At 45.1% G+C, this 23,825-nt stretch carries 17 protein-coding genes; 8 read left to right on the forward strand and 9 right to left on the reverse strand.

What is annotated here, in order from left to right; all coding sequences use genetic code 11:
- On the forward strand, window positions 1-421 hold a 421-nt coding region (locus ACHA99_RS12795; RefSeq protein WP_393943122.1), incomplete at its 5' end, for a radical SAM protein.
- On the opposite strand, the gene ACHA99_RS12800 is transcribed toward ACHA99_RS12795, so the two are convergent.
- The 3 genes from ACHA99_RS12800 to gyrA all read right to left on the reverse strand — a co-directional run bounded on the left by ACHA99_RS12800 (window position 418) and on the right by gyrA (window position 5,672).
- A complete protein-coding gene (locus tag ACHA99_RS12800) occupies window positions 418-1,338 on the reverse strand; it encodes a LysR family transcriptional regulator (protein WP_168827065.1) in 921 nt (306 codons plus the stop codon). The two genes, ACHA99_RS12795 and ACHA99_RS12800, sit on opposite strands and share 4 nt — an antisense overlap.
- 357 nt (window positions 1,339-1,695) lie before the next feature.
- Window positions 1,696-2,787 (reverse strand): 3-phosphoserine/phosphohydroxythreonine transaminase, encoded by a 1,092-nt coding sequence (gene serC, locus ACHA99_RS12805; RefSeq protein WP_105252556.1) that lies wholly within the window; start codon window positions 2,785-2,787, stop codon window positions 1,696-1,698.
- A 134-nt stretch (window positions 2,788-2,921) separates the two neighbouring features.
- Window positions 2,922-5,672 carry a DNA gyrase subunit A gene (gene gyrA / locus ACHA99_RS12810; protein WP_105253124.1) on the reverse strand — a complete coding sequence of 917 codons (2,751 nt, stop codon included), beginning with the start codon at window positions 5,670-5,672 and terminating at the stop codon, window positions 2,922-2,924.
- 385 nt (window positions 5,673-6,057) lie between these two features.
- Between gyrA and ubiG the strand changes: the two genes are divergently transcribed.
- The 5 genes from ubiG to yfaE all read left to right on the forward strand — a co-directional run bounded on the left by ubiG (window position 6,058) and on the right by yfaE (window position 11,902).
- The gene (gene ubiG, locus ACHA99_RS12815) at window positions 6,058-6,768 is read left to right on the forward strand and encodes a bifunctional 2-polyprenyl-6-hydroxyphenol methylase/3-demethylubiquinol 3-O-methyltransferase UbiG (protein ID WP_393943125.1); all 711 of its coding nucleotides are present in this window, start codon (window positions 6,058-6,060) and stop codon (window positions 6,766-6,768) included.
- 1 nt (window position 6,769) lies between these two features.
- Window positions 6,770-7,441, forward strand: coding sequence for an HAD family hydrolase (locus ACHA99_RS12820; protein ID WP_393943127.1), 672 nt, complete (start codon window positions 6,770-6,772; stop codon window positions 7,439-7,441).
- A 503-nt stretch (window positions 7,442-7,944) separates the two neighbouring features.
- Window positions 7,945-10,233 (forward strand): class 1a ribonucleoside-diphosphate reductase subunit alpha, encoded by a 2,289-nt coding sequence (gene nrdA, locus ACHA99_RS12825; protein WP_393943129.1) that lies wholly within the window; start codon window positions 7,945-7,947, stop codon window positions 10,231-10,233.
- A 74-nt stretch (window positions 10,234-10,307) separates the two neighbouring features.
- Window positions 10,308-11,438 carry a class Ia ribonucleoside-diphosphate reductase subunit beta gene (gene nrdB / locus ACHA99_RS12830; protein WP_263172069.1) on the forward strand — a complete coding sequence of 377 codons (1,131 nt, stop codon included), beginning with the start codon at window positions 10,308-10,310 and terminating at the stop codon, window positions 11,436-11,438.
- A gap of 38 nt (window positions 11,439-11,476) precedes the next feature.
- The gene (gene yfaE, locus ACHA99_RS12835) at window positions 11,477-11,902 is read left to right on the forward strand and encodes a class I ribonucleotide reductase maintenance protein YfaE (RefSeq protein ID WP_105253125.1); all 426 of its coding nucleotides are present in this window, start codon (window positions 11,477-11,479) and stop codon (window positions 11,900-11,902) included.
- A 307-nt stretch (window positions 11,903-12,209) separates the two neighbouring features.
- On the opposite strand, the gene ACHA99_RS12840 is transcribed toward yfaE, so the two are convergent.
- Window positions 12,210-14,228, reverse strand: a complete 2,019-nt coding sequence (locus ACHA99_RS12840; protein WP_393943132.1) for an FAD-dependent oxidoreductase — start codon at window positions 14,226-14,228, stop codon at window positions 12,210-12,212.
- Between the two features lie 165 nt (window positions 14,229-14,393).
- Here ACHA99_RS12840 and sppA point away from each other — a divergent pair, with 165 nt between their 5' ends.
- Together sppA and ansA are read left to right on the forward strand one after the other, a co-directional pair.
- Window positions 14,394-16,241 carry a signal peptide peptidase SppA gene (gene sppA / locus ACHA99_RS12845; protein WP_263186402.1) on the forward strand — a complete coding sequence of 616 codons (1,848 nt, stop codon included), beginning with the start codon at window positions 14,394-14,396 and terminating at the stop codon, window positions 16,239-16,241.
- Between the two features lie 137 nt (window positions 16,242-16,378).
- On the forward strand, window positions 16,379-17,392 hold the full coding sequence (gene ansA / locus ACHA99_RS12850) for an asparaginase (RefSeq protein ID WP_006086774.1): 1,014 nt from the start codon (window positions 16,379-16,381) through the stop codon (window positions 17,390-17,392).
- Between the two features lie 305 nt (window positions 17,393-17,697).
- Here the strand turns inward: ansA and ACHA99_RS12855 are convergent, their stop codons facing one another.
- The 5 genes from ACHA99_RS12855 to ACHA99_RS12875 all read right to left on the reverse strand — a co-directional run bounded on the left by ACHA99_RS12855 (window position 17,698) and on the right by ACHA99_RS12875 (window position 23,138).
- Complete coding sequence (locus ACHA99_RS12855) at window positions 17,698-17,979, reverse strand: YeaC family protein (RefSeq protein ID WP_028759859.1); 282 nt, start codon at window positions 17,977-17,979, stop codon at window positions 17,698-17,700.
- On the reverse strand, window positions 17,976-18,293 hold the full coding sequence (locus ACHA99_RS12860; RefSeq protein WP_105252563.1) for a zinc ribbon domain-containing protein: 318 nt from the start codon (window positions 18,291-18,293) through the stop codon (window positions 17,976-17,978). Before ACHA99_RS12860 ends, ACHA99_RS12855 begins: the two co-directional genes overlap by 4 nt.
- Window positions 18,294-18,305: 12 nt before the next feature.
- Window positions 18,306-19,433: a M14-type cytosolic carboxypeptidase gene (locus tag ACHA99_RS12865; RefSeq protein WP_105252564.1), complete on the reverse strand. Its 1,128-nt coding sequence runs from the start codon at window positions 19,431-19,433 to the stop codon at window positions 18,306-18,308.
- Between the two features lie 224 nt (window positions 19,434-19,657).
- Entirely contained in the window at window positions 19,658-20,338 is a 681-nt protein-coding gene (locus ACHA99_RS12870; RefSeq protein ID WP_028759856.1) for a response regulator transcription factor, read from the reverse strand.
- Window positions 20,339-20,561: 223 nt separating this feature from the next.
- Window positions 20,562-23,138, reverse strand: a complete 2,577-nt coding sequence (locus tag ACHA99_RS12875) for a TonB-dependent receptor plug domain-containing protein (RefSeq protein ID WP_393943136.1) — start codon at window positions 23,136-23,138, stop codon at window positions 20,562-20,564.
- Between the last annotated feature and the right edge of the window lie 687 nt (window positions 23,139-23,825).

Genomic DNA, 23,825 nt, shown 5'->3' on the forward strand with positions numbered 1-23,825 from the left:
GCTCGACACCAATGGCAGTTTAAGTCTAACGGGATGGCATAAACTGCTGCCGTTTTTAGATGGCGCTATGGTTGATCTTAAAGCGTGGCAGCAAGATACCCATAGGTATATTACCGGTCGTGATAACCATGCCGTGTTCAAATCAATCCAGTTATTGGCTAAACAGCAAAAACTGTATGAGGTGAGAGTGCTGCACATTCCGAGCATCACGGATTATGAGGAAGAAATAGACGCACTAGCGACCTATTTACTTCTGCTAGGCCCAGATACGCGAGTTAAGTTAAATGCCTTTCACCATCATGGTGTTGTCGATGAAGCTCTCAATTGGCCAAGCTGTAAACAAGCCGATATTGAACGCTTAGCCGCAACGCTTGCAAAGCGAGGCGTAACCAATCTCGTGTTACCTTCTATATACCTTTAACGACTGCAAAGCAAAATTTGCTCATAAAGCCAGCGCAGTGCGGGATCTTTCATGCTTTGACTATGCCAAACTAGGCTGTAAGCCACTTTGCCATATTCTATAGGCAAAGATTTAATCGTTAAGCCTTGAGCTTGGCTAGCGATGGATGCCCAGCGGCGCGAGCAGGTAAAGAGCAACTCACTGTGATGGCACATTAACGCCGCACTGCCAAAGTCTGGGACCGAAATGGGAACGGCACGTTTTTTAGATTGCTGGGCGAGCAAAATATCAAAAAAAGGCGTACTCAGATCTGTGTCTGTAATGCCAATATGGCTAAAACTCAGGTAATCATCGAAGCTGATATGCGGCTGTTTAGCCAAGGGATGGGATGAATTCATCAGGCAGATCATTTCATCGCTAAACAAGGTTTCCCACACCAGATCGTCTTGAAGAGGATTAGGTTGACTTAGATCATGGGGTAACAGCACAAAGTCTAATGTACCTTTAAGCAATCCATCAAAACCAATATTGTCTTTGCTGTAAATATCGAGGCGGATATTAGGAGCCAAGCTCAGAATATGGGCGCTGAGCTTGGCGGCCAGCAGCTCAAAGGTACTTTCGCGCATCGCAAGCGAAAAACGCCCCTCAAAATGTGCAGGGTTAAACGCATCCTGACTCATGATCTGATTCATATCATTGATCATTTGCTGCACGCTAGGCCCTAATCGTCTTGCCAATGGGGTTGCTACCAGTGAGTTGCCGTTACGATAGAACAGTTCATCGTTCAAGCTGTCCCTGAGCTGGCTTAAGGTTTTACTGACGGATGAGGGGCTTAAACATAAACGTTCGGCGCTGGCGGTTACACTCAGGGTATCGAGCATCACATGCAAAGTGATCAAATGCTTCATACTAATCCGCGAAAGCTTGGCCAAATCCATCGGTGACATCCTATTGATTTATCGTGTACACGCATTTAAAGATACGTTCTTTTAATCATGATAAACAATAACATACAACTAACCCATCATCTTACTCAGTAATGCGCGTCAGCTCACAGGCTTTCTCAAAACGAGTGTTCTTGAAGGCATCTGGTCTCAACGTCATCTTGCTTAACGCCATTGTCGATAAATTAAAGTTAACAAAAAAGCGAATGCATTTGAGCATTCGCTTTTGGGATGTCTCACTTGAGATGGCTAACTGATGATCAACATTCAATAAGCATAACGTTGATATTCAAGCAGCAAACTCTAGACGCTAAGCGTCGCAAGCTAATGAGTAACTCAATACAGCTAAGCCTAGCTATGTTTGTTTGCAAACTCATTCATAAACTTGACCAAGGCAACTACGCCATCGAGTGGCATTGCATTATAGAGGCTAGCACGCATACCACCTACGATACGATGGCCCTTTAAGGCAACGAGTCCAGCAATTTGCGCTTGCTTTAGGAACTCACTATCGAGCGCTTCGTTGACTAATTGGAAAGTCACGTTCATTTGTGAGCGGTTCGCTGCAACAACCCCATTACGGTAGAAAGCATTACCATCAATGCATTGATATAACATCTGCGCTTTTTGTTGATTAATTTTTGCAATACTCGCAATGCCGCCAATGGACTTAAGCCAAGCAAAGACTTCAGCGGCGAGATACCAAGCAAAGGTTGGCGGTGTGTTGAACATAGAGTCATGCTCAACGGCTAAACGATAGTCCATGATGGACGACTGCGGTAAACTCGGCAGTGTTAACATGTCATCGCGCACTATCACTATCGACAGACCCGATGGACCTATATTCTTTTGTGCGCCAGCGTAAATCAAACCGTAGCGGCTGACGTCGATTTCACGTGACATAATGGTTGACGATAAATCGGCAACAATTGGCCAAGGTGAGTCTAATTCATCAAAAATTTCGATACCATCTACTGTCTCATTAGGGCAATAGTGAACATAGCGATAATCGGCATCGATCTTATGTAAATCAGGTAAGACAACCGCATTGAGTCCATTGTGTTTTTCAACAATATTCAAGCTATCAATCTGCGCTTCACCCACGAGCTTTTGTGCTTCGGCTAACGCGGCAGATGACCATTGACCACTGACTAAATACAGGGCTCTGCCATGATTACCTAAAAAATTATTCACAACAGCGGAGAACTGTCCACGACCACCGCCGTGCATAAATAGCACATGGTAATTTGTGGGGATCTGCATCAGTTCACGTAAATCGGACTCGGCTTGTTGTGTAAGCGCGATGAACTCTTTACTTCGGTGGCTGATTTCCATCACGGAAACGCCTTGGCCATTCCAATCAAGTAATTCCTGTTGTGCTTTTTTCATTACCGCTGCGGGTAACATTGCAGGTCCAGCACAGAAATTATAAATCGCGCTCACTGACACTCTCCTTAATCCCAACCATGATGTATGTATTGATAAAACGAAACCATTCTAAAACGAACAATGCTATCAACATCAATGCCATTAAAAAAACGAGCGTCCAATTGGACGCTCGTTAATATGACACTTAATTACTCTTCGTCTTGCTCATCATCAGCAAGTTCGTCTTCATCTTCGTCCAACTCTTCTTCGTCATCCAGCGCTTCTTCAAGCGCCTCGTCAGCTAATTCGCCTTCGACAATGACAGGAACAATCGGTAAACCGTTTTCATCCAGCTCGACTTCATCTTCTTCAGTTTGGATTTCGTCGATACGTTGTAGGCCGACCACTTTCTCGTCGCCCGCAGTACGGATAATCGTTACACCTTGAGTGTTACGGCCAATGATAGACACGCCGCTCGCAGGTGTACGTACTAAGGTACCTTTATCACTGATGAGCATCAGTTCGTCGTTAAGACCGACTTGAACAGCCCCAACAACAGCGCCGTTACGTTCGCTCACCTTGATTGAAACTACACCTTTAGTCGCACGGCTCTTCGCAGGGTATTCAGACAGTTGCGTCCGTTTACCGTAACCGTTTTCAGTCACAGTCAGAATCGCGCCATCGCCTTTGGGTACGATAAGCGACACGACTTTCTGACCTTCTTCTAAACGGATACCACGAACGCCTGTTGCAGTACGGCCCATAGGACGTAAGGACAAGACTTCTTCACCAGTTTCAGGATCGGTTTTCACTTCGCCTGTTTCAGAATCACGAACTTTCTCACCAAAGCGAACCACTTTACCTTCGTTCGAGAACAACATGATTTCGTCATCACCGTTAGTGATATCGACACCGATCAGTTGGTCACCGTCTTTGAGGTTAACGGCGATAATACCGTTTGCACGTGGATTGCTATAAGCAGTTAGTGCGGTTTTCTTCACAGTACCGTGTGAGGTCGCCATGATGATGTACTTGTCCGCCGCGTATTCACGTACTGGCAGAATCGCAGTAATGCGCTCGCCATCGGATAACGGCAACAAGTTAACAATTGGACGACCACGGGCCGTACGGCTCGCTAATGGCAGTTGATACACTTTGAGCCAGTACATCTTACCAAAATCAGAGAAGCACAAAATGGTATCATGGGTATTGGCAACTAACAGCTTCTCGACGAAATCTTCGTCTTTCACTTTCGTCGCGGCTTTACCTTTACCACCACGGCGCTGGGCTTGGTAATCGGTCAATGGTTGATACTTGGCATAACCTAAGTGCGACAGTGTTACCACAACGTCTTCTTCGTTGATCAAGTCTTCAAGACTCATATCGACTTCGTTGGCATTGATCACTGTACGGCGCGCATCACCATATTCTTCAAGGATTTGAACTAATTCTTCCTTGATCACTTCCATCAAACGCTCAGGACTGCGCAAAATAAACAGCAGACCCGCGATAAATTCGAGCAGTTCTTCGTATTCGGCGATGATCTTATCGTGCTCAAGACCGGTCAAACGGTGTAAACGCAGTTCCAGAATGGCCTGAGCTTGTTGCTCAGTCAGGAAGTATTGACCGTCACGAATACCGTATTGTGGCTCTAACCACTCTGGACGCGCGGCGTCATCGCCCGCTTTTTCCAGCATGCCTTGAACGTGGCCTAATTCCCAACCTTGCTCAACCAATTTCACTTTGGCATCCGCAGGCGTGGGTGAGGCTTTGATCAGTGCAATAATCGGGTCAATGTTAGCCAGTGCAACCGCCAGCGCTTCCAAAATATGGGCACGCTCACGGGCTTTACGCAGTTCAAATACGGTACGACGCGTCACCACTTCACGGCGATGCAGAATAAAGCATTCGAGCATTTCTTTAAGATTAAACAGTTTAGGCTGACCATTGGTCAGGGCCACCATGTTAATCCCGAAAGAACACTGCATTTGCGTTTGAGCATAAAGGTTATTTAGTACAACCTCGCCCACTTCACCGCGCTTAATTTCGATAACGATACGCATACCGTCTTTATCAGACTCGTCGCGTAGACCACTGATCCCTTCAAGCTTTTTATCTTTAACCAGCTCGGCAATCTTCTCGATTAACCGCGCTTTGTTCACTTGATACGGGATTTCAGTGACGATAATGCGCTCACGGCCATTATCTTCGGTTTCCACATCTGCCAGAGCACGCATGATCGCGCGGCCACGGCCAGTTTTATAGGCATCAATAATGCCTTTACGGCCATTGATAATCGCTGCAGTGGGGAAATCCGGACCAGGAATGTATTCCATCAACTGTTCAATCGACAGTGAAGGCTCTTCAATCAATGCCAAACAGCCTTTCACTACTTCCGTTAGGTTGTGTGGTGGGATGTTGGTTGCCATACCCACGGCAATACCCGATGAACCGTTAATTAACAGGTTAGGTACGCGTGTAGGTAATACAGCTGGGATCTGTTCTGTGCCGTCGTAGTTAGGGACGAAATCCACTGTCTCTTTTTCAAGATCAGCCAGTAATTGGTGCGCTAACTTATCCATACGGATTTCGGTATAACGCATTGCCGCCGCTGAGTCACCGTCGACCGAACCGAAGTTACCTTGGCCGTCTACTAAGGTGTAACGCAGTGAGAATGGCTGGGCCATACGGACGATAGTGTCATAAACAGCAGAATCACCATGGGGGTGATATTTACCGATGACGTCACCGACCACACGGGCAGATTTTTTGTAAGGCTTGTTCCAATCGTTCTTCAATTCACTCATGGCAAACAGAACGCGGCGATGAACCGGCTTTAAGCCGTCGCGCACGTCTGGTAATGCACGTCCCACGATAACGCTCATGGCGTAATCAAGGTACGAATTCTTTAGTTCGTCTTCGATATTAATTGGCGAAATAGATGATGCCAGATCAGTCATAAACTGCTCGTTCCCCTGAAAAATAGCCGACAACGTATAATCCGTATCATTGCCTAGCCCAAAAACGTGATTTGGCATTCTAACACAGTTATTTAATGTCGCCAGACCTATCATTATCGAATTGAGAGTCTGGTGGCTTAATAGATGAAAACACTGCCAATTTGGTCGTTTGAGCGATAAACAAGCGTTGAAATTCACGGCTTACGATTAAAAAAAATCGTCAAAGGGATGAAGTAAAAGGTCGATACGGAGCACAACAATTAACATAAAAGTAGATAACTGCTGAAAATTCACTCAACCACAAGGGCTTAGCTCAGTCGAGCACTTTGTTTATCAAACATAGTCGTTATAATAGCCGCACAATACAGCTTCTTCAGGTAATAGCATGCATCAGAATACCAATGTAGACCCACAGGAAATCGCAAAGTTTGAACGTATGGCCGAAACTTGGTGGGATCTCAACGGCGAATTTAAGCCGCTGCATCTATTAAACCCGCTGCGCTTAAACTATATCGATCAAACCGCTGGCGGTATTTTCGGCAAGAAAGTGCTCGATGTCGGCTGTGGTGGCGGCATTTTGTCTGAAAGCATGGCCCGCATCGGCGCCGAGGTTGATGGCTTAGATATGGGTGATGAGCCCCTAGAAGTCGCGCGCCTGCATGCCCTCGAAACGGGCGTAAACATTAATTATGTAAAAAATACCGCCGAGGCCCACAGCCAAGATCATCAAGCCTATTACGATGTGGTGACCTGCATGGAAATGCTCGAACATGTACCCGATCCACAATCTGTGATTAAAGCATGCTGTGACATGGTCAAACCCGGTGGTCATGTGTTTTTCTCCACCATCAACCGCAACATTAAATCCTACGTGCACACCATTTTAGGCGCGGAATATTTGCTAAAAATGCTGCCAGTTGGCACCCACGAGCATAAAAAATTCATTAAGCCTTCGGAGCTGATTGAGCTAGTAGATAATACCGATCTTATCTGTACCGATGCCTTAGGGGTAAGCTACAACCCATTGACGGGCATTTTTAAGTACACGCCTAAGGTTGATGTGAATTACATGATAGCGACGCGTAAGGTTGATTAATATGAGTCTGGCACAGATCAAAGGCGTACTGTTCGATCTCGACGGCACCTTAGCGGATACCGCGCCGGATCTGGTGCAAGCCCTCAATTTAAGTCTTCAAGACGTCGGCATCGCCGCGCAGCCGTTAGCGGCCATGCGCTACGCCGCATCCCACGGCAGTTTTGCCTTAGTCGATGCGGCGATCCCTGATGCGGCAGAAGATCTTCGGTCTCAAGTACAGCAAGGACTGCTCGCCCACTATCAGCGTATAAATGGCGATCATTGTGCGCTATTTACAGGCATAACAGCATTACTCGATTGGCTCGAGTTAACTCAGCTGCCGTTTGGGGTGATCACCAACAAGCCTGCCCGGTTTACCCGTCCCTTATTGCAAAAACTGAATTTACACTTGCGTATGCCCGTTATCATCAGTGGCGATTCGACCAAATACGCAAAACCCCACACTGCACCTATGCTGTTAGGCGCACAACAGCTGAACTGTGCTCCAGAGCACATTTTGTATCTTGGGGATGCCGAGCGAGATTTGCTCGCGGCCAAGGCTGCTGGCATGTTAGGCGGCGTGGCCCTATGGGGTTATCTGGACGTGAACGACAAGCCGTTGCAATGGCCTGCGCACGCGCATTTTGCAAGCCCAACTGAGCTACATCAAGCACTAATCGAAGCACTGGCTTAACAACATCAACCAAAAACAGCGCCTACAATGCTCACGAATAAGGCATCCAATGCGTAACTTCACTGACGGACATCAGTGTGTCAGCATGCTATTTATGACCCACGGAAAAAATCAGACGCATAAAAGATCGGCACTCGTGAGCGATCGCGATCTAAAGAAAAAGATCGCCTAAAAATCCCCCATGAGTGTGACACGCTAACCTGAAATTGAGCTTCAAGGTTAGTCGTTACTAACGCAAAAGTTTATCCTCACGTTATCCACAAGATGTCCCCTGAATTCAGACTTGCAAATAGGGGCAAACCTCACTATCTTGTATCCCATATAATTTAAAACACCATATCTTGTGTATAGGTAACAATCAGACACACTAGAAACTCGCCGCTTAATTGACTCGTTTTTAACCAGTCAGCTATATTTAAGGGACGATTATTGATTGTTTTACAAGGATACGTACGGTGATTTTGCTCACCTAAATACATATAAGAACCAAGGCCTATCTCCAAATGAATAGCACTATGACAGTCACAAAACGCTGTGGCGATCGTGAGAATATCGATCTCGAAAAAATACACCGCGTAATTACTTGGGCAGCCAAGGGATTAAAAAACGTTTCTGTTTCGGAAGTTGAACTTCGCTCGCACCTACAGTTTTTCGATGGCATCCCAACCGAAGCTATCCATGAAACCATTATCAAGGCTGCGGCAGATTTAATTTCTCCAGAATCACCGGACTATCAGTTCCTCGCTGCCCGTTTAGCGGTGTTTCATTTGCGTAAGAAGGCCTTCGGTCAGTTTGAGCCGCCCGCATTGTATACTCACGTGACTAAATTGGTTGAGCTGGGTAAATACGATCAACATATTTTAAGAGATTACACCCGCGAAGAGCTGGATGTGATGGATACCTATATCGACCATTGGCGTGATATGGACTTTTCCTACGCTGCAGTAAAACAGCTTGAAGGCAAGTATTTAGTTCAAAACCGTGTGACCCACGAAATCTATGAGAGCGCGCAGTTCCTTTACATTTTGGTTGCGGCTTGCTTGTTTGCCCGTTATCCAAAAGAGACGCGCCTGAAATACGTTAAAGATTTCTATGACGCGGTATCAACTTTTAAACTGTCGCTGCCAACGCCAATTATGGCCGGTGTGCGCACCCCAACGCGTCAGTTTAGCTCTTGCGTACTGATCGAATGTGGTGACAGCTTAGATTCTATCAACGCGACCGCTTCGTCTATCGTGAAATATGTCAGCCAACGTGCGGGTATCGGTATTAACGCTGGTCGTATTCGCGCCTTAGGTAGCCCAATCCGTGGTGGTGAAGCCTTCCACACAGGTTGTTTACCTTTCTATAAGTATTTCCAAACCGCAGTGAAGTCGTGTTCTCAAGGCGGCGTGCGTGGCGGTGCTGCGACCCTGTTCTACCCTATTTGGCACTTAGAAGTCGAATCTCTGCTGGTATTGAAAAATAACCGCGGCGTCGAAGACAACCGTATCCGTCATCTAGACTACGGTGTGCAGTTGAACAAAGTCATGTATCAACGTCTGATCAAAGGCGAAAACATCAGCCTGTTTAGCCCATCTGACGTGCCTGGCTTGTACGATGCTTTCTTTGAAGATCAAAACGAGTTTGAGCGTTTATATCTGCAATATGAGCAAGACAGCAGCATTCGTAAGAAAACCATAAAAGCCGTTGAGCTGTTTTCACTGATGATGCAAGAGCGCGCCTCAACGGGCCGTATCTACATTCAGAACGTGGATCACTGTAACACTCACAGCCCGTTCGATTCAAAAGTTGCGCCGATCAGACAGTCTAACCTGTGTCTTGAAATCGCCCTGCCGACTAAACCATTGAACAACATCGATGATCCTGAAGGTGAAATCGCGCTTTGTACGCTGTCAGCACTTAACTTAGGTTCTATCAAAGAATTATCTGATATTGAGCCATTAGCCGACCTCGCCGTACGCGCACTGGATAATCTATTGGATTATCAAGATTACCCTATCAAAGCCGCGCAAATCGCCTCGATGAATCGCCGTACCTTAGGCATAGGCGTGATCAACTTCGCTAACTATTTAGCGAAAAACGGCATGAAGTATTCTGATGGTAGCGCGAACGCTTTAACCCACAGAACCTTCGAAGCGATTCAGTACTATTTACTGAAAGCCTCAATGAACTTGGCCAAAGAGCAAGGTGCGTGTCCGTTATTCCACGAGACCACTTACTCTCAAGGTATTTTGCCAATCGATACCTACAAACGTGACTTGGATAAAATTTGTGCCGAACCATTGCACTTAGACTGGGAATCACTGCGTAGCGATATCAAGCAATATGGCCTGCGTAACTCAACGCTGTCGGCATTAATGCCATCAGAAACCTCGTCGCAAATCTCCAATGCGACCAATGGTATTGAGCCACCACGTGGCCTTATCAGCGTGAAATCGAGCAAAGACGGTCAGCTAAAACAAGTGGTACCCGATTTCGATACACTGAAAGATAGCTATGAATTGCTGTGGAAAATGCCAAGCAACGACGGTTACTTACAGCTAGTGGGTATTATGCAGAAATTCGTTGACCAAGCGATTTCGGCTAACACTAACTACGATCCTTCACGTTTTGAAGGCCGTAAAGTCCCCATGCAAACCCTGCTGAAAGATTTGCTCAATGCTTACAAGTTAGGTGTTAAAACGCTTTACTACCATAACACTCGCGATGGTGCGTCGGATTCACACGATGACATCACCAATTTAGAGAAAGAAGATGACGGTTGCGCCGGCGGCGCATGTAAAATCTAGTCTTTAACTTTAACGTTAACGGTTTTATAGGGATCCCTATTTAGTGGATCCCTATCCATTGGAAAAATAGCACCATGGCCTACTCTACCTTCTGTCAAACACCCAACGATGCCACCCGTGAACCTATGTTTTTTGGTCAATCGGTCAACGTGGCTCGTTACGATCAACAAAAATATGAAGTGTTCGAAAAACTGATAGAAAAGCAGTTATCTTTCTTTTGGCGACCGGAAGAAGTAGACGTCAGTCGCGATAAGATTGACTACGGTGCATTGCCTGATCATGAAAAACACATCTTTATTTCGAACCTGAAATACCAAACCCTACTCGACTCGATTCAAGGCCGCTCACCCAATGTGGCCTTTTTGCCGCTGGTGTCACTGCCTGAATTAGAAACCTGGATTGAGACTTGGTCTTTCTCTGAGACGATTCACTCGCGCTCATACACCCACATCATTCGCAATATCGTTAACGATCCTTCAGTGATCTTCGACGATATCGTCGTGAACAAAGAAATCTTAAGCCGTGCGACCGATATCGCCGCTTATTACGATCACTTGATCCAATTGACTCAGATATTCCATTTACTCGGTGCTGGAACCCATGTCATCGATGGCAAAGAAGTCATAGTCAATACCCGTACCCTGAAAAAAGCCTTGTACCTGTGCATGATGTCAGTCAACGCCCTAGAAGCTATTCGTTTCTATGTTAGCTTCGCCTGCTCATTTGCCTTTGCTGAACGTAAGCTCATGGAAGGTAACGCGAAAATTATTCGCTTAATCGCCCGTGATGAAGCCTTACACTTAAACAGCACTCAGCATATTTTAAGCATCATGCAAGGCGGTAAAGACGATCCAGAAATGGGTGAAATTGCTGCAGAATGCCAACAGGAAGCTTTCGATTTATTCTTCAAAGCCGCAGAGCAAGAAAAAGAATGGGCCAAATACCTGTTCAAAGACGGCTCTATGATAGGTTTGAATGAACAGATCCTGTGCCAATACGTTGAGTTTATTACTAATCAACGCATGAAGTCGGTGAATCTACCGCAACCATACCCAGAAATAACCAATCCATTACCTTGGATGAAAAACTGGTTAGAAAGCGATGCAGTGCAAGTTGCACCACAGGAAGTTGAAGTCTCTTCATACCTTGTCGGCCAAATCGACTCCGCGGTTGATGGCGATGAATTCCTCGACTTCGATCTATAAGACACTTAAAAGTGACGTTACAAAATGGCATTAAAACTGTGACATCAAAAAAACGGCCACAAAACCTGTTTGCAAAGGCGCCAATCGTGCGCCTTCAAGGTCAACCTGTGTTGCTCTTTACCGAGCAACAAGGCACCTTGTTGCAAGCGCTCGAGGCAAAAAACGTCAAAATCTTCTCAGAATGCCGCAACGGTTTCTGCGGTGCCTGCAAAACACGCGTCATCAGCGGAAAAGTCAGCTACTTAAACGAACCCTTAGCCGAACTTAAACATGATGAATGTTTGCCCTGCTGCTGTGTGCCAACCGAAGATTTAGAGCTGGACTTATCACCTGAAGGTGCAGCGGTGGTCACCTATGCGTGTCAATCTCATCAGAATAAAGCCAGTTTGGCTAAGCCAAAGCAAACACAAAATGTAGCAAGTGACACACGCACGCAGAAACAGGCAGTGTTTGAAGACTCATAACGGCAAGACTCGATTGTTCAATAAGCTGCTTTAAACAAGATGTAGCGTTAAAAGCAAAAATCGCTTTAAAACAAAAATGAGCTCTTAAACAAAGAGTAGCTTTAAGACAGACAGCCCCTTTCAATACAGCCTTATTCAATCCGCGCCATTAGATACCAAACATTTTAAAACCCACTATTCTCCCGTTTCTCTATTTACAATGCATTCACACAAACAAACTAAAACAAAAAAGCCTGAACACAAGTTCAGGCTTTCAGGATCTAAAATTGAATACGTTAAGGTTTAAAACGTAAGGCTTATCGACTTTCTATAAACGCATTGCCAGTTCAGCGCCTTGGCGGATTGCACGCTTAGCATCAAGCTCTGCCGCGACATCTACGCCACCAATCAGATGCACAGGCAGGCCCGTTGCTTTCATCTCATCTACTAACGTGCGATTCGATTCTTGCCCAGCACACAAAACGACATTATCAACGGCCAGCACTTCAGCGGTTTCACCCACGCGAATATGCAGTCCTGCATCATCAAACTTGTCGTAACTCACGCCCGTTTTCATCTTCACATCATGTTGCTTAAGCACAAGACGGTGGATCCAGCCTGTTGTTTTGCCTAAGCCTTTGCCCATCTTCGACGTTTTACGTTGCAGTAAAAACACCTTACGATGATCAGTATTGTCGGAATGAGGTTCAGTTAGGCCGCCCGCATGCTGGTAAGTTTTATCTATGCCCCACTGTTGTAGCCATTTATCGGGGTTCAAGGTGCTCGACTGGCGCTCACACAAAAAGTGCGCCATATCGAACCCTATACCGCCGGCGCCAATCAAGGCCACCGTATTACCGACAGTCACTTCACCCGAGAGCACTTTTTGATAATCGACCACCCGTGGGTCATCAAAGCCGGGTAAGACTAAATCACGCGGCACAACGCCTGAGGCGATTACCACTTCATCAAACTTTTCCGTCGCCAACACACTGGCATCGAGGCGAGTGTTTAATCTCAGCTCCACCTTATGCAGCTTAATTTGGTTAATGAAATAACGAATAGTCTCGTTAAACTCTTCTTTCCCAGGGATTTTACGGGCGAGATTAAACTGACCACCCACCTCGGATTTCGCTTCAAACAAGACAACGTGATGGCCTCGCATAGCGGCATAGACAGAAAATGCCATGCCCGCAGGACCTGCCCCCATCACAGCGATACGTTTTTTATTTACTGTGGGTAAGAAGTTGATTTCAGTCTCATAACAGGCGCGAGGATTCACTAAGCAAGTTGCGCGCTTGAGGGAAAAGGTATGGTCAAGACATGCTTGGTTACAGCCAATGCAGGTGTTGATAAGCTCCGGTGTGTTCGCAGCCGCTTTATTGACAAACTCGGGATCGGCGAGGAAAGGCCGCGCCATCGACACCATGTCAGCTTGACCAGAGGCGATAATCTGCTCACCAATCTCAGGGGTGTTAATGCGGTTAGTCGCAATTAAGGGAACGGAAACAGATTGTTTGAGCTTTTCCGTCACCCACGCAAAGGCGCCACGGGGCACACTTGTCGCAATGGTCGGTACACGCGCTTCATGCCAGCCAATACCGGTATTTAGAATGGACACGCCAGCTTGCTCTAACCACTGGGCGAGCTGCACCACTTCATCCCAAGTTGAACCGTTATCCACTAGATCGAGCATAGATAAACGGAAGATAATGATGAAATCTTTACCGACTTTTGCCCGTATCGCGTTAACAATCTCAATCGGGAATTGCGCCCGTTTTTCAAACGCACCGCCCCATTCATCGGTGCGAGTGTTGGTGCGCGCACTGACAAACTGATTAATCAAATATCCTTCAGAGCCCATCACCTCAACACCATCGTAACCCGCTTTCTTGGCAAGGGCGGCCGAACTGGCGTAATCCTTAATGGTCGAGCGCACTTGACAGCTGGACATAGCAGACGGCGTAAAGGGTGTAATGGGTGACTTAATCTTACTTGGTGCTTGGGAAAAAGGATGATAGCCATAACGTCCCGCATGCAAAATTTGCATACAGATCTTACCACCAGCCTCATGCACCGCCTGCGTTACCACGCGATGCTTACCCACTTGCCAAGGAAAACTCAGCTGACAGGCATGGGGCGTAAGGCGACCACGAAGATTGGGGGAAATACCACCCGTCACAATCAAACCTACACCGCCCAGAGCGCGTTCTTTGTAGAACGCTGCCAGTTTCTCAAATCCGCCCTTTTCTTCTTCCAAACCTGTGTGCATTGAGCCCATAAGCACACGGTTTTTGAGCTGGGTAAATCCCAGATCTAAGGGTTCTAATAAATGGGGAAACGACATTCAAACATCCTTTTAAAACAAGTGATTTAAATCAGCATACCTTGTGTCAAATCTAAGCTCAACCGTTGGATCGAGGCCATCAGTCAAAATCCTTTACAATTGTGTTTAGCCTGTAGCGCCATTTTCAGTTAGCATTGGCAGATTGGACTTATAAAGGAGTGGCAGATGTCCGCTAACCCATCGTTTTTCAAGAGAATATGTTTGTTTATTTGGCACACCCTGAACGGGACACGTAAACTCATCCTCAATCTAATCTTTTTTGGACTCTTAGCCGCGATCATTATCTCCATTGGCAGTAGCGAAGATATCCAAGTTGAAGATAATTCGGCACTGGTGCTTAATTTAGCCGGCTCTATTGTCGATCAGAAACAACAAGTCGATCCCTTAGAAGCCGCATTCAAACAAGGCCAAAATGCCAACGCCGATGGTGAAATCCTACTCGCCGATGTGCTTTATGTCATTGACAATGCAGCGCAAGATCAACGTATTAGCGTACTAGTGCTCGATCTGGTCGATCTTAAACGTGCTGGGATCAGCAAACTACAATCTATCGGTAATGCACTCAATCGCTTTAAAGAGAGCGGTAAAAAAGTCATCGCCATCGGTAACTACTACGAGCAAAATCAATATTTCCTCGCCAGTTTTGCCGACACCATTTACCTCAATCCCCAAGGCGGTGTCTCGCTTGATGGCCTGAGTATGTACAACCAATATTTCAAATCGGCCTTAGAAAAACTCAAAGTCAAAGCGCATATTTTCCGCGTGGGGACCTTTAAATCAGCAGTTGAACCCTACATACGTGACGATATGTCAGATGCTGCGCGGGAAGCCAGTAGTGCACTGTTAGCCGATGTATGGCAAAGCTACACACAAACGGTTGCTGGCAATCGCAATATCGAACCGAATTCTCTGGTGCCCGACGCAACCACTTATTTGGCAGAACTCGATAAAGCCAATGGCGATTCAGCCACAATGGCAATCAACATGAAATGGGTTGATAACCTAGCGACCACAGAAGATTTTCGTAAAACCATGCTAGAAACAGTAGGAAAAGCCAGCAGTGGTGACAGTTTCAAGCAAGTCAGTTTTTATGATTACTTAACCTTAGTGACACCATTACCCAGCTTTGTAGAGCAAGACAGTGTTGGTATTATTGTGGCAAGTGGCACAATTTTGAACGGCACTCAACCTGCGGGCCAAATTGGCGGCGAAAGCACCGCCGAACTGCTACGTAAGGCACGTTTTGATAAACACATTAAAGCCTTAGTATTACGCGTTGATAGCCCTGGCGGTAGCGCCTTTGCCTCTGAGCAAATTCGTCAAGAATTACTTGCACTTAAAGCAGCAGGTAAACCCGTGGTTGTGAGCATGGGCAGTTTAGCCGCATCCGGTGGTTACTGGATTTCAGCCAGTGCCGACTATATCTTCGCAACGCCAACAACACTCACGGGTTCGATTGGGATCTTTGGTATGATCACTACCTTTGAAGATTCATTGGCCAGTATAGGCGTGCATACCGATGGCGTATCGACCTCAGAATGGGCAGGATTATCTGTTACCCGCACACTTTCCCCCCAGATTGAAGCGATTATCCAACGTCATATTGAACGCGGCTATTCGGACTTTATCTCCCTGGTCGCCAAAGAACGCAACATGACCATAGAACAAGTCGATAAGATTGCTCAAGGCCGTGTATGGAGCGGTAAAAAGGCTCTTGAGCTTGGCTTAGTCGATGAACTAGGTGATGTAGATGAAGCCATAGCTAAAGCCGCTAAACTCGCGGATATGACGCTATTTGACACCCGCGTCATCGAACAAGAGCTGACACCCGAACAAAAATTCATGCAGCAGATGTTTGCCTCAGTATCGAGCTACCTGCCCGCCTCACTAAGTCAGTCATCGATGTTAGAACAAATGCTACAACAGTGGACTAGCAGTTTGAAAACACTCACCTCTTTCGATGATCCAAATAACGTCTACATCTACTGTGATACTTGCAATATGATGAACTAAATCTGCCAGCGTCTAGGTTGCAGCTCGCAACTTCAAGATGATGACAAAGACAAAGCCCGGATCTCCGGGCTTTTTTATTGGGTTTATGTCAGTAAAATCGTATAATTCGGCCACTTGAAGCTAAGAAAACGACAAGAATGACTAAACGCTCCATTTATGTTGCCTATACTGGTGGCACCATCGGTATGCAAAAGACCGATAACGGCTTTGTTCCCGTCGCGGGATTCCTGACTCAGTGCGTGCAATCTATGCCTGAGTTTTACCATGAAGAAATGCCGACATTCGTCATCCACGAATACTGCCCGCTTATCGACTCTTCCAATATGGCACCAACCGATTGGCAGATGATCGCCGACGATATACAAGCCAATTACGATAAGTACGATGGCTTTGTGATCCTTCACGGCACAGATACCATGGCGTACACAGCTTCGGCACTGTCGTTTATGCTGCAAGGCTTATCAAAACCTGTAATAGTGACGGGCTCGCAAATTCCCCTCGCCCAGCTGCGCTCAGACGGCCAAACCAATTTATTGAACTCACTCTATATTGCGGCGAATTATCCAGTCGCTGAAGTGTGTTTATTCTTCAATAACAAACTCTTTAGGGGTAATCGCTCGACTAAGGCCCACGCCGACGGCTTCGATGCTTTCGCCTCACCCAACTTCCCGCTACTGCTTGAGGCGGGGATCAAAATCAATCTGCGCGCAGGCAAAATCACGGTCGCCAACGATACCCCATTAGAAGTCGCTCATATCAGCCCACAACCTGTCGGTGTGGTGACCTTGTATCCTGGAATATCGACACAGATTTTTGAGAACATTCTGCAACAGCCAGTTAAAGCCCTCATACTGCTGACATTTGGTGTGGGTAACGCACCGCAGGATGCCGCCTTACTCAAAACCTTAAGGCAAGCAGATGAACGTGGCATAGTGCTGGTGAATCTAACCCAATGTTTCCAAGGTAAGGTGAATATGGGCGGCTACGCCACAGGCAATGCATTAGCCAAAGCAGGCGTGATCAGTGGCGCCGATATGACCATAGAAGCGGCCTTAGCAAAACTGCATTATTTGCTATCTAAAAATTTGCAGCCAGCTGAGATAAAAGCGGCCATGTTACAAAATCTAGTCGGTGAACTGAGCATAGATTAAAGATATAGTCTTCTAATCTGTTTGTTGCCCTCAAACGCTAGCAACAAAAAAAGCCCATATTTGATGGGCTTTTTTGATTTAAACTCAGACTAGATTTTAGTTCAGACTTAACAGCACTAAATGAGTGTTTATTTTAAGACTTTTGCGGACCAAGAGTTGCATTGAAGTTATTTGATATCAAATCAATGTTAGCATTGATATCACTAACAAAAGATAAAATGCTAGCTCCCCTTGCCAACCTCAGACTTACACCTAATTCCTAATAAAGCACACCTTGCAAGCCGATCTGCGCGGCCAGTCAGAAATTATAAATCCTGTGCTTTAAAGCCGGCAATTGGCTCACCACGGAATTGCTTTTTCAGCTCGGCCTTAGACAGCTCATTTATTTTACCGTCAGATGCAATAGTGAAATGCTCTGTTTGCTCAAGCTTACGCGCTTGATACAACATCACCACCTGCAGAGTCGATTCACGCTGAGTCTCACTCAACACAGTACCATCCTCCCACTTACCCAGCTCAGCAGCACTGCGAAGTCTTTCATAAACTTCAATGGGCATTTGATCGATCACTTGATTGATATCCGTCATACACTTTTCCGCTTATGTAACACGATTCTGACTCGTGTAATGAGATAACCTACAAAACCAAACACAAAGCATATTCCGGCGATATTCGCACGCATACCTTCGGCGGGTTCCCCACCCCAAAACCAAATCACCACACCAGCAATGAACAAGGTCATAGCAACGAAACTCTGATTCATTAAGCTGCTGGACTTTTGAATATGACTAATGCGCGATAAGGACTCATTGTCGCCATCGGTTTTTGCTTGGCAATGGGGGCATGAAGACGCTTTGCTCGACATACGTTTACGACACACCGGACATTCAATTAATGCCATATCAGCCTCGCCCTAACGTAACTTATCAACAACGGCGAGCATGGCAATTAGCGATGCTTCACCTAAATAAATACTGCGTTCTGGTGACCAACCCACAAAAGGATCGGCCAGATTATTATTGTCTTTAAACGGCATCTCAAGGGTATTTGATAAACACTTGAAGGTCTGGGCAACCCAATTAGACGCTACGGTCAGATTCGCTTGACCGGGCTCATCTTTATCATACCCATACTGAGTTTGAAAATCGGCACTGGCTAAGGTCAATGCTTGACTAAAGTCCGCTTGCAGCTGCGCGAGTTTATCATTATAAGCGGGGACGCCTTCACAACCCGCTAGAAACACATAAGGTAAGCCTTCATCACCATGCACATCATAAAACAGGTCAACACCCGTTTGCTGCATCTTGTTGACGACGTGATATACCTCAGGGCTTTTTTCTAAACTCGGTGTTTGCCACTCGCGGTTTAGATTAATCCCAATCGCGTTAGTGCGCAGATGACCTCTGACACTGCCATCGGGATTCATGTTGGGCACTATATAGAAATTGGCCTTATCAAGCAGCGCCTTTGCCGTGGGACAGTCATTATCGAGTAAACGATTCACTAGGCCTTCAACTAACCATTCAGCCATCGTTTCACCCGGATGTTGTCTGGCGGTGATCCAAATATTGCGTTTAGAAGGATCGCCATTCCCTACTTTCATCAGAGTAATATCGCGGCCATCTAAGGTCAGGCCTAAATGCTCTAAATTGACATCTGGGTGTAACTGGGCGCCGCTGAGTAAATCTAAATGACGCTCATAGCTGTAGGGTGCAAAGTAAGCGATTTGAATGGCATCGCAATCTAACTCTATGCTAATGCTCAGTTTACCGTCTTGATATTGAGTCGGAATACGGAACCAATGCTGGCGATCATAACTGGCCACCGCCTGATAATCTTCCCATCCCTTGGTATAAGAAGCGGTTCCCGCATTGATAATATTCAAGGTGTAATGGTTACCCACCTCACCTTCAAATCGAAAATTGAACCATTGATAAAACTCACCACCTGCATCAGGGCGGATAGCAAGTTGAATATCGTCTTTATTATCAAGATTGACGACTTGGATATTTCCGCCATCAAAGTTGGCACTGATCCGCATAATGATTCCTAATAGGTTGTTAAAACTAAGGGCAATTTAATGGCGTGCGACAGATAGCACACGGCACATTTTATTATATGGCCGATAGAATAAACCAAAACATCCCAAGGGGAAAACGAAAGCCATTAAATTCAGTCAAGACACTTGCAATCGGCCTTTAATTGACCAGTTAACACGCCTAAAATCCACAAAAAATGAGCTTTCACTATAAGTTAATGAAGATATTAGACCATAAAACTATAACCTTGGCCTCGTACTGTATTAATCAAGTTACGCGGCAAACTGATGTTAGCTAACTTTCGGCGAGTGTTACTAATGTGCATGTCCAGATTACGGTCAAATCGGCCCAAATCTTTCTGTAGCACTGAGCGCTGCAACTCTTGCTTAGTGATGACTTGGCCTTTTCTTTCAAAAAGATATTTAAATAATTTAAACTCGGTTTGGGTCAAATCGACATAGCGGGTGCCAATAGTGATCCTATAACTCATTTCATCGAAGTTAATCACTTTAGCCGCCACAGTCGCCATTTGCGGCGAGTGAGAGTGACCGGCACAGAGACGCCGCTCTAAGGCTCGTAAGCGGACAAAAATCTCTTTTATGCTAAACGGCTTACTCAGAAAATCATCTGCCCCCAATTCATAACCAGTGATGCGATCATCTTCATTGTCACGTGCTGAAATCATCAATACTGGCGTTGAACATTCACGCGCTTTTAGCAACTCAAATCCATTCATCTGTGGCATCACTAAATCAAGCACTATGATGTCTGGAGCAAAACTTTCAATGCATGCCAGACCCTCGATGCCATTAACCGCACACTTAACCTCATGCCCTTGCGTACATAGGGCATCAGCTAACCAAACGCTAAACAATGGATCATCATCGACCAAGAGTATTTTACTCATCCTTAAAGCCCAAACGAGAATCTATATCATTTATATTACCATGCGAATCGAGACGACTCTAGCGCTATTACATTCGTTAAGAAGTGTGATGTTGAAAACTGTGAACAAAATACGATATTAACAACCAATCAACTGATGATTAGCGACTCTAAAATCATCTCATAAACTCCCAATAAAAAAGCGCCCTAAGGCGCTTTTTAGAAACTAAGAGTCTGAACTTAGCTTAGAATTTAACAGTTACACCACCGTAAATCACGCGGCCGACTGTATCATATACTTGTGGAACTGTACCACCATCGCTACCGTTAGAAACACGAGAAGGTTCTTCATCTGTGAAATTCTTAACCCCTAAACTAACTGTAGTCATATCATTTACATGATAAGTACCAGCAATATTATGGTATAGCACTGCATCAACATCGTAGCCTTTAGCAAGATCAGACATCTCACCAATATAACGGTTGAAGTACATTAGGCTCCAATCTCCTTGGCCCGCAGATAGACTGAAATTGTTTCGAACCCGAGCATAAGCACCGAAGTTACCGTCTATAGTACCTGTATACGTTTTGCTCTCTTGCTCAAAATTAATCAAATAAGTCGTATCGTTGTTAATTTTCCAATCTAAACCTAAGCCTTCGAAACTATAGGCTAAATTAAAATCGATACCACTAGTATCTTGGCTACCCACGTTAGTTAATGGATTAGTAAAGTTATCCAAATTACCATCAAGCGTGATCTTAAAGGTCTCACACGCAATTTCATCACCAGCATGACAATCTTTTAAACCGGCTTGCGCATCTAAACGAGTAATCGCATCTGATACTTTAAAACGCCAATAATCTAATGTGACAGACATTCCCTCAACATAACTAGGTGAATATACTAAACCAGCAGTGTAAGACTCAGATTCTTCTGGTTTCAAATCAGCATCTGACGTGTAATTCACTAAAATTTGTGGATCTTGCTCATTACCCCAAGGATCATCTAAATAATCGTATGAACCAGTGTTACCACCGTATAGTTCACTGACACTAGGAGCTCGGAAGCCCGTTGCGGCCACGCCTCGAACCATCAAATCATCGGTCGCAGCATAGGTTAAACCTATCTTCCAAGTGCTTGCTTTACCAAAGGTTGAATAATCGTCTAAACGTAATGCGAATTCACCCGTTAATTTTTCAGTGAAGGGCACACTCACTTCTTGATAGACAGAAATGACATCGTAACTACCATCAGTTGGATCCTGTTGTGCCGCGGTGCTATCACCTGCAATCACTACTGGATCAGGATTGTAATACCCACTCTCGCGGCGATACTCAGTACCGATAGCAAAACCGACTGCACCAGCACTTACATCAAACAGCTCACCACTCAATACACCTGCTACAGTGTGTTGCTCATTGCCGCCATTAGCTTGTTCAAAATAACCCACATCATCAATAATATCTTGAGTTAATGATTGACCATTAAACCAAGCATCTGGATTAGCATAAACAGATTGTTTCATTTTAGTGGCATTAATCGAATTCGCGACAGAGGTTGAAGCCTTATTCTTGCCATAGGTATAAGACACGTCCCAGTTCATACCAGTATGAATATCTAGTGTACCAGCCAAATCACCTGAAATACGGTATGTATCAGTATCTTGCTCATATACACGAGCACCAACATCATTAGTCCGACGACGATAGTTAACACGACCTGTTTTATCGGCCTCAATACCACCTGCAACCATAGCATTATCAAGTGTTATGCAAGGTGCACCAGCAGGCACACCTGCGGCATCACATACATTAAGCATGATATCTGCTGGTTGTGCGGCGAGTTGCTGATCGGACTTACGCTTGGTGTATAAAATATCACCTGATAACACCAGATCATTACCCAGTTCCTGGGTCATATTTGCAAATAAGCTATAACGTTTGCTTGGCGTTTGATACCAACTATCTTTAGTAAAATCATAACCATTTTGCATCGCTCCCCATTCTTGCCCTTGGAGAGTTTTCATTTCCTGTACATTCTTACCATTTTCGTCAAGCACTGGCTGACCATTCTCATCTAGTTCATTACCTAGGAATGCGCCATTAGGGACAAAAGAGCTAGAACCTGGTTTCGTCCAATCACGATCAGATTGGATCACACCACGACGGTCTGAATAAGCAGCGCCGAAGGTGTAATTACCTCCATCGGTATTAAAACCGTATAGCGCACTGACCTCACCATTTTCGCCATCGCCTTTGTCTGTACTGCTACCGTTAAAATCTAATTGGAAACCTTCAAAGTCTTTCTTCGTAATGATGTTAACAACACCTGCAATCGCATCAGAACCATAAACAGCAGAAGCGCCGTCTTTCAGGATCTCGACTCGAGCGATCATAGCAACAGGGATTGAGTTCAAATCCACAGAGCTGTTGGCACCAGAACCAGAGTTCACCATACGGCGGCCGTTCAGTAGCACAAGCGTACGCTCTGCACCCATACCACGTAAGTCAACTTGTGCAACACCGTCAGCACCGTTGTTTGTGGTTGAACCCACTGCCGCACCCGCCATCGAAGTCTGTACTTGCAGCATTTGGTCAACAGAAGTAAAACCTTCCGCTTTAATCGCAGCAGCATCAATAACGGTCACAGGAGATGCTGTTTCCATATCTTGGCGTTGAATGCGTGAACCTGTCACTTCAATACGTTCAACTTTTGCTTTTTCTTCAGCAGCAAATGCGCTTGACGTAACAAATGCACCAGTAGTGATAGATGCAACGATAGCTAAGTTAATAGCTGACGCTACTTTAGTTCTTTTGATCATGTATGAATGCTCCCTAGATCTTACTATTATTTTTATGCTTACAGCTTGTACAGTTATTGCTGTACTAGTGTTGCACCTGATACTGAGGATTCACTTTAACTCCGTCAATGCTCAAAATTTTAACCAATAAAAACATATTGTTAATTACTGTGATTTATTTGGTTAATTAATTTGACGGTTATTTTTTAATACCCTTATTAACCACACTTACACAGAGTTAATCACCACAATATGTGGATTAGGCAAGCTTTAATTCTGTTAATAAGAAACATAAATGAAACATTTAGCACATTAAAAAATGTGATGCGGATCACAATTTTTAATCCTTATCAAAGTTATCTAGAAGAACAGTGTATTGATTAACTATTGTTAAATCTGCATATCTAGCAATATCCACAGATAGCCAAAGCGCTAAAATACCGATAAACATAGATAAATTGCATTAAAACAGAGATACACTATGTATCAATTGTGCTAATTATGCATTTTAACAACGTCTAAAATTATGGTTTAACAATTAAGGTACAAATAATTCTACACGTCTTTGAAATGACTATTTGTTACTGATCTTGCATATTAATTTTAAATATAAGTATTAGCTTCCAATCCCTCTAAACACTCCCTGTTTCTTATTCTTAAATAAATGACTTACATCTCATACGGACCACATTCAAGGACAAATTTTCT

Source organism: Shewanella sp. S23-S33 (assembly GCF_043359565.1).
In the GTDB taxonomy this organism is placed as follows: domain Bacteria; phylum Pseudomonadota; class Gammaproteobacteria; order Enterobacterales; family Shewanellaceae; genus Shewanella; species Shewanella oncorhynchi.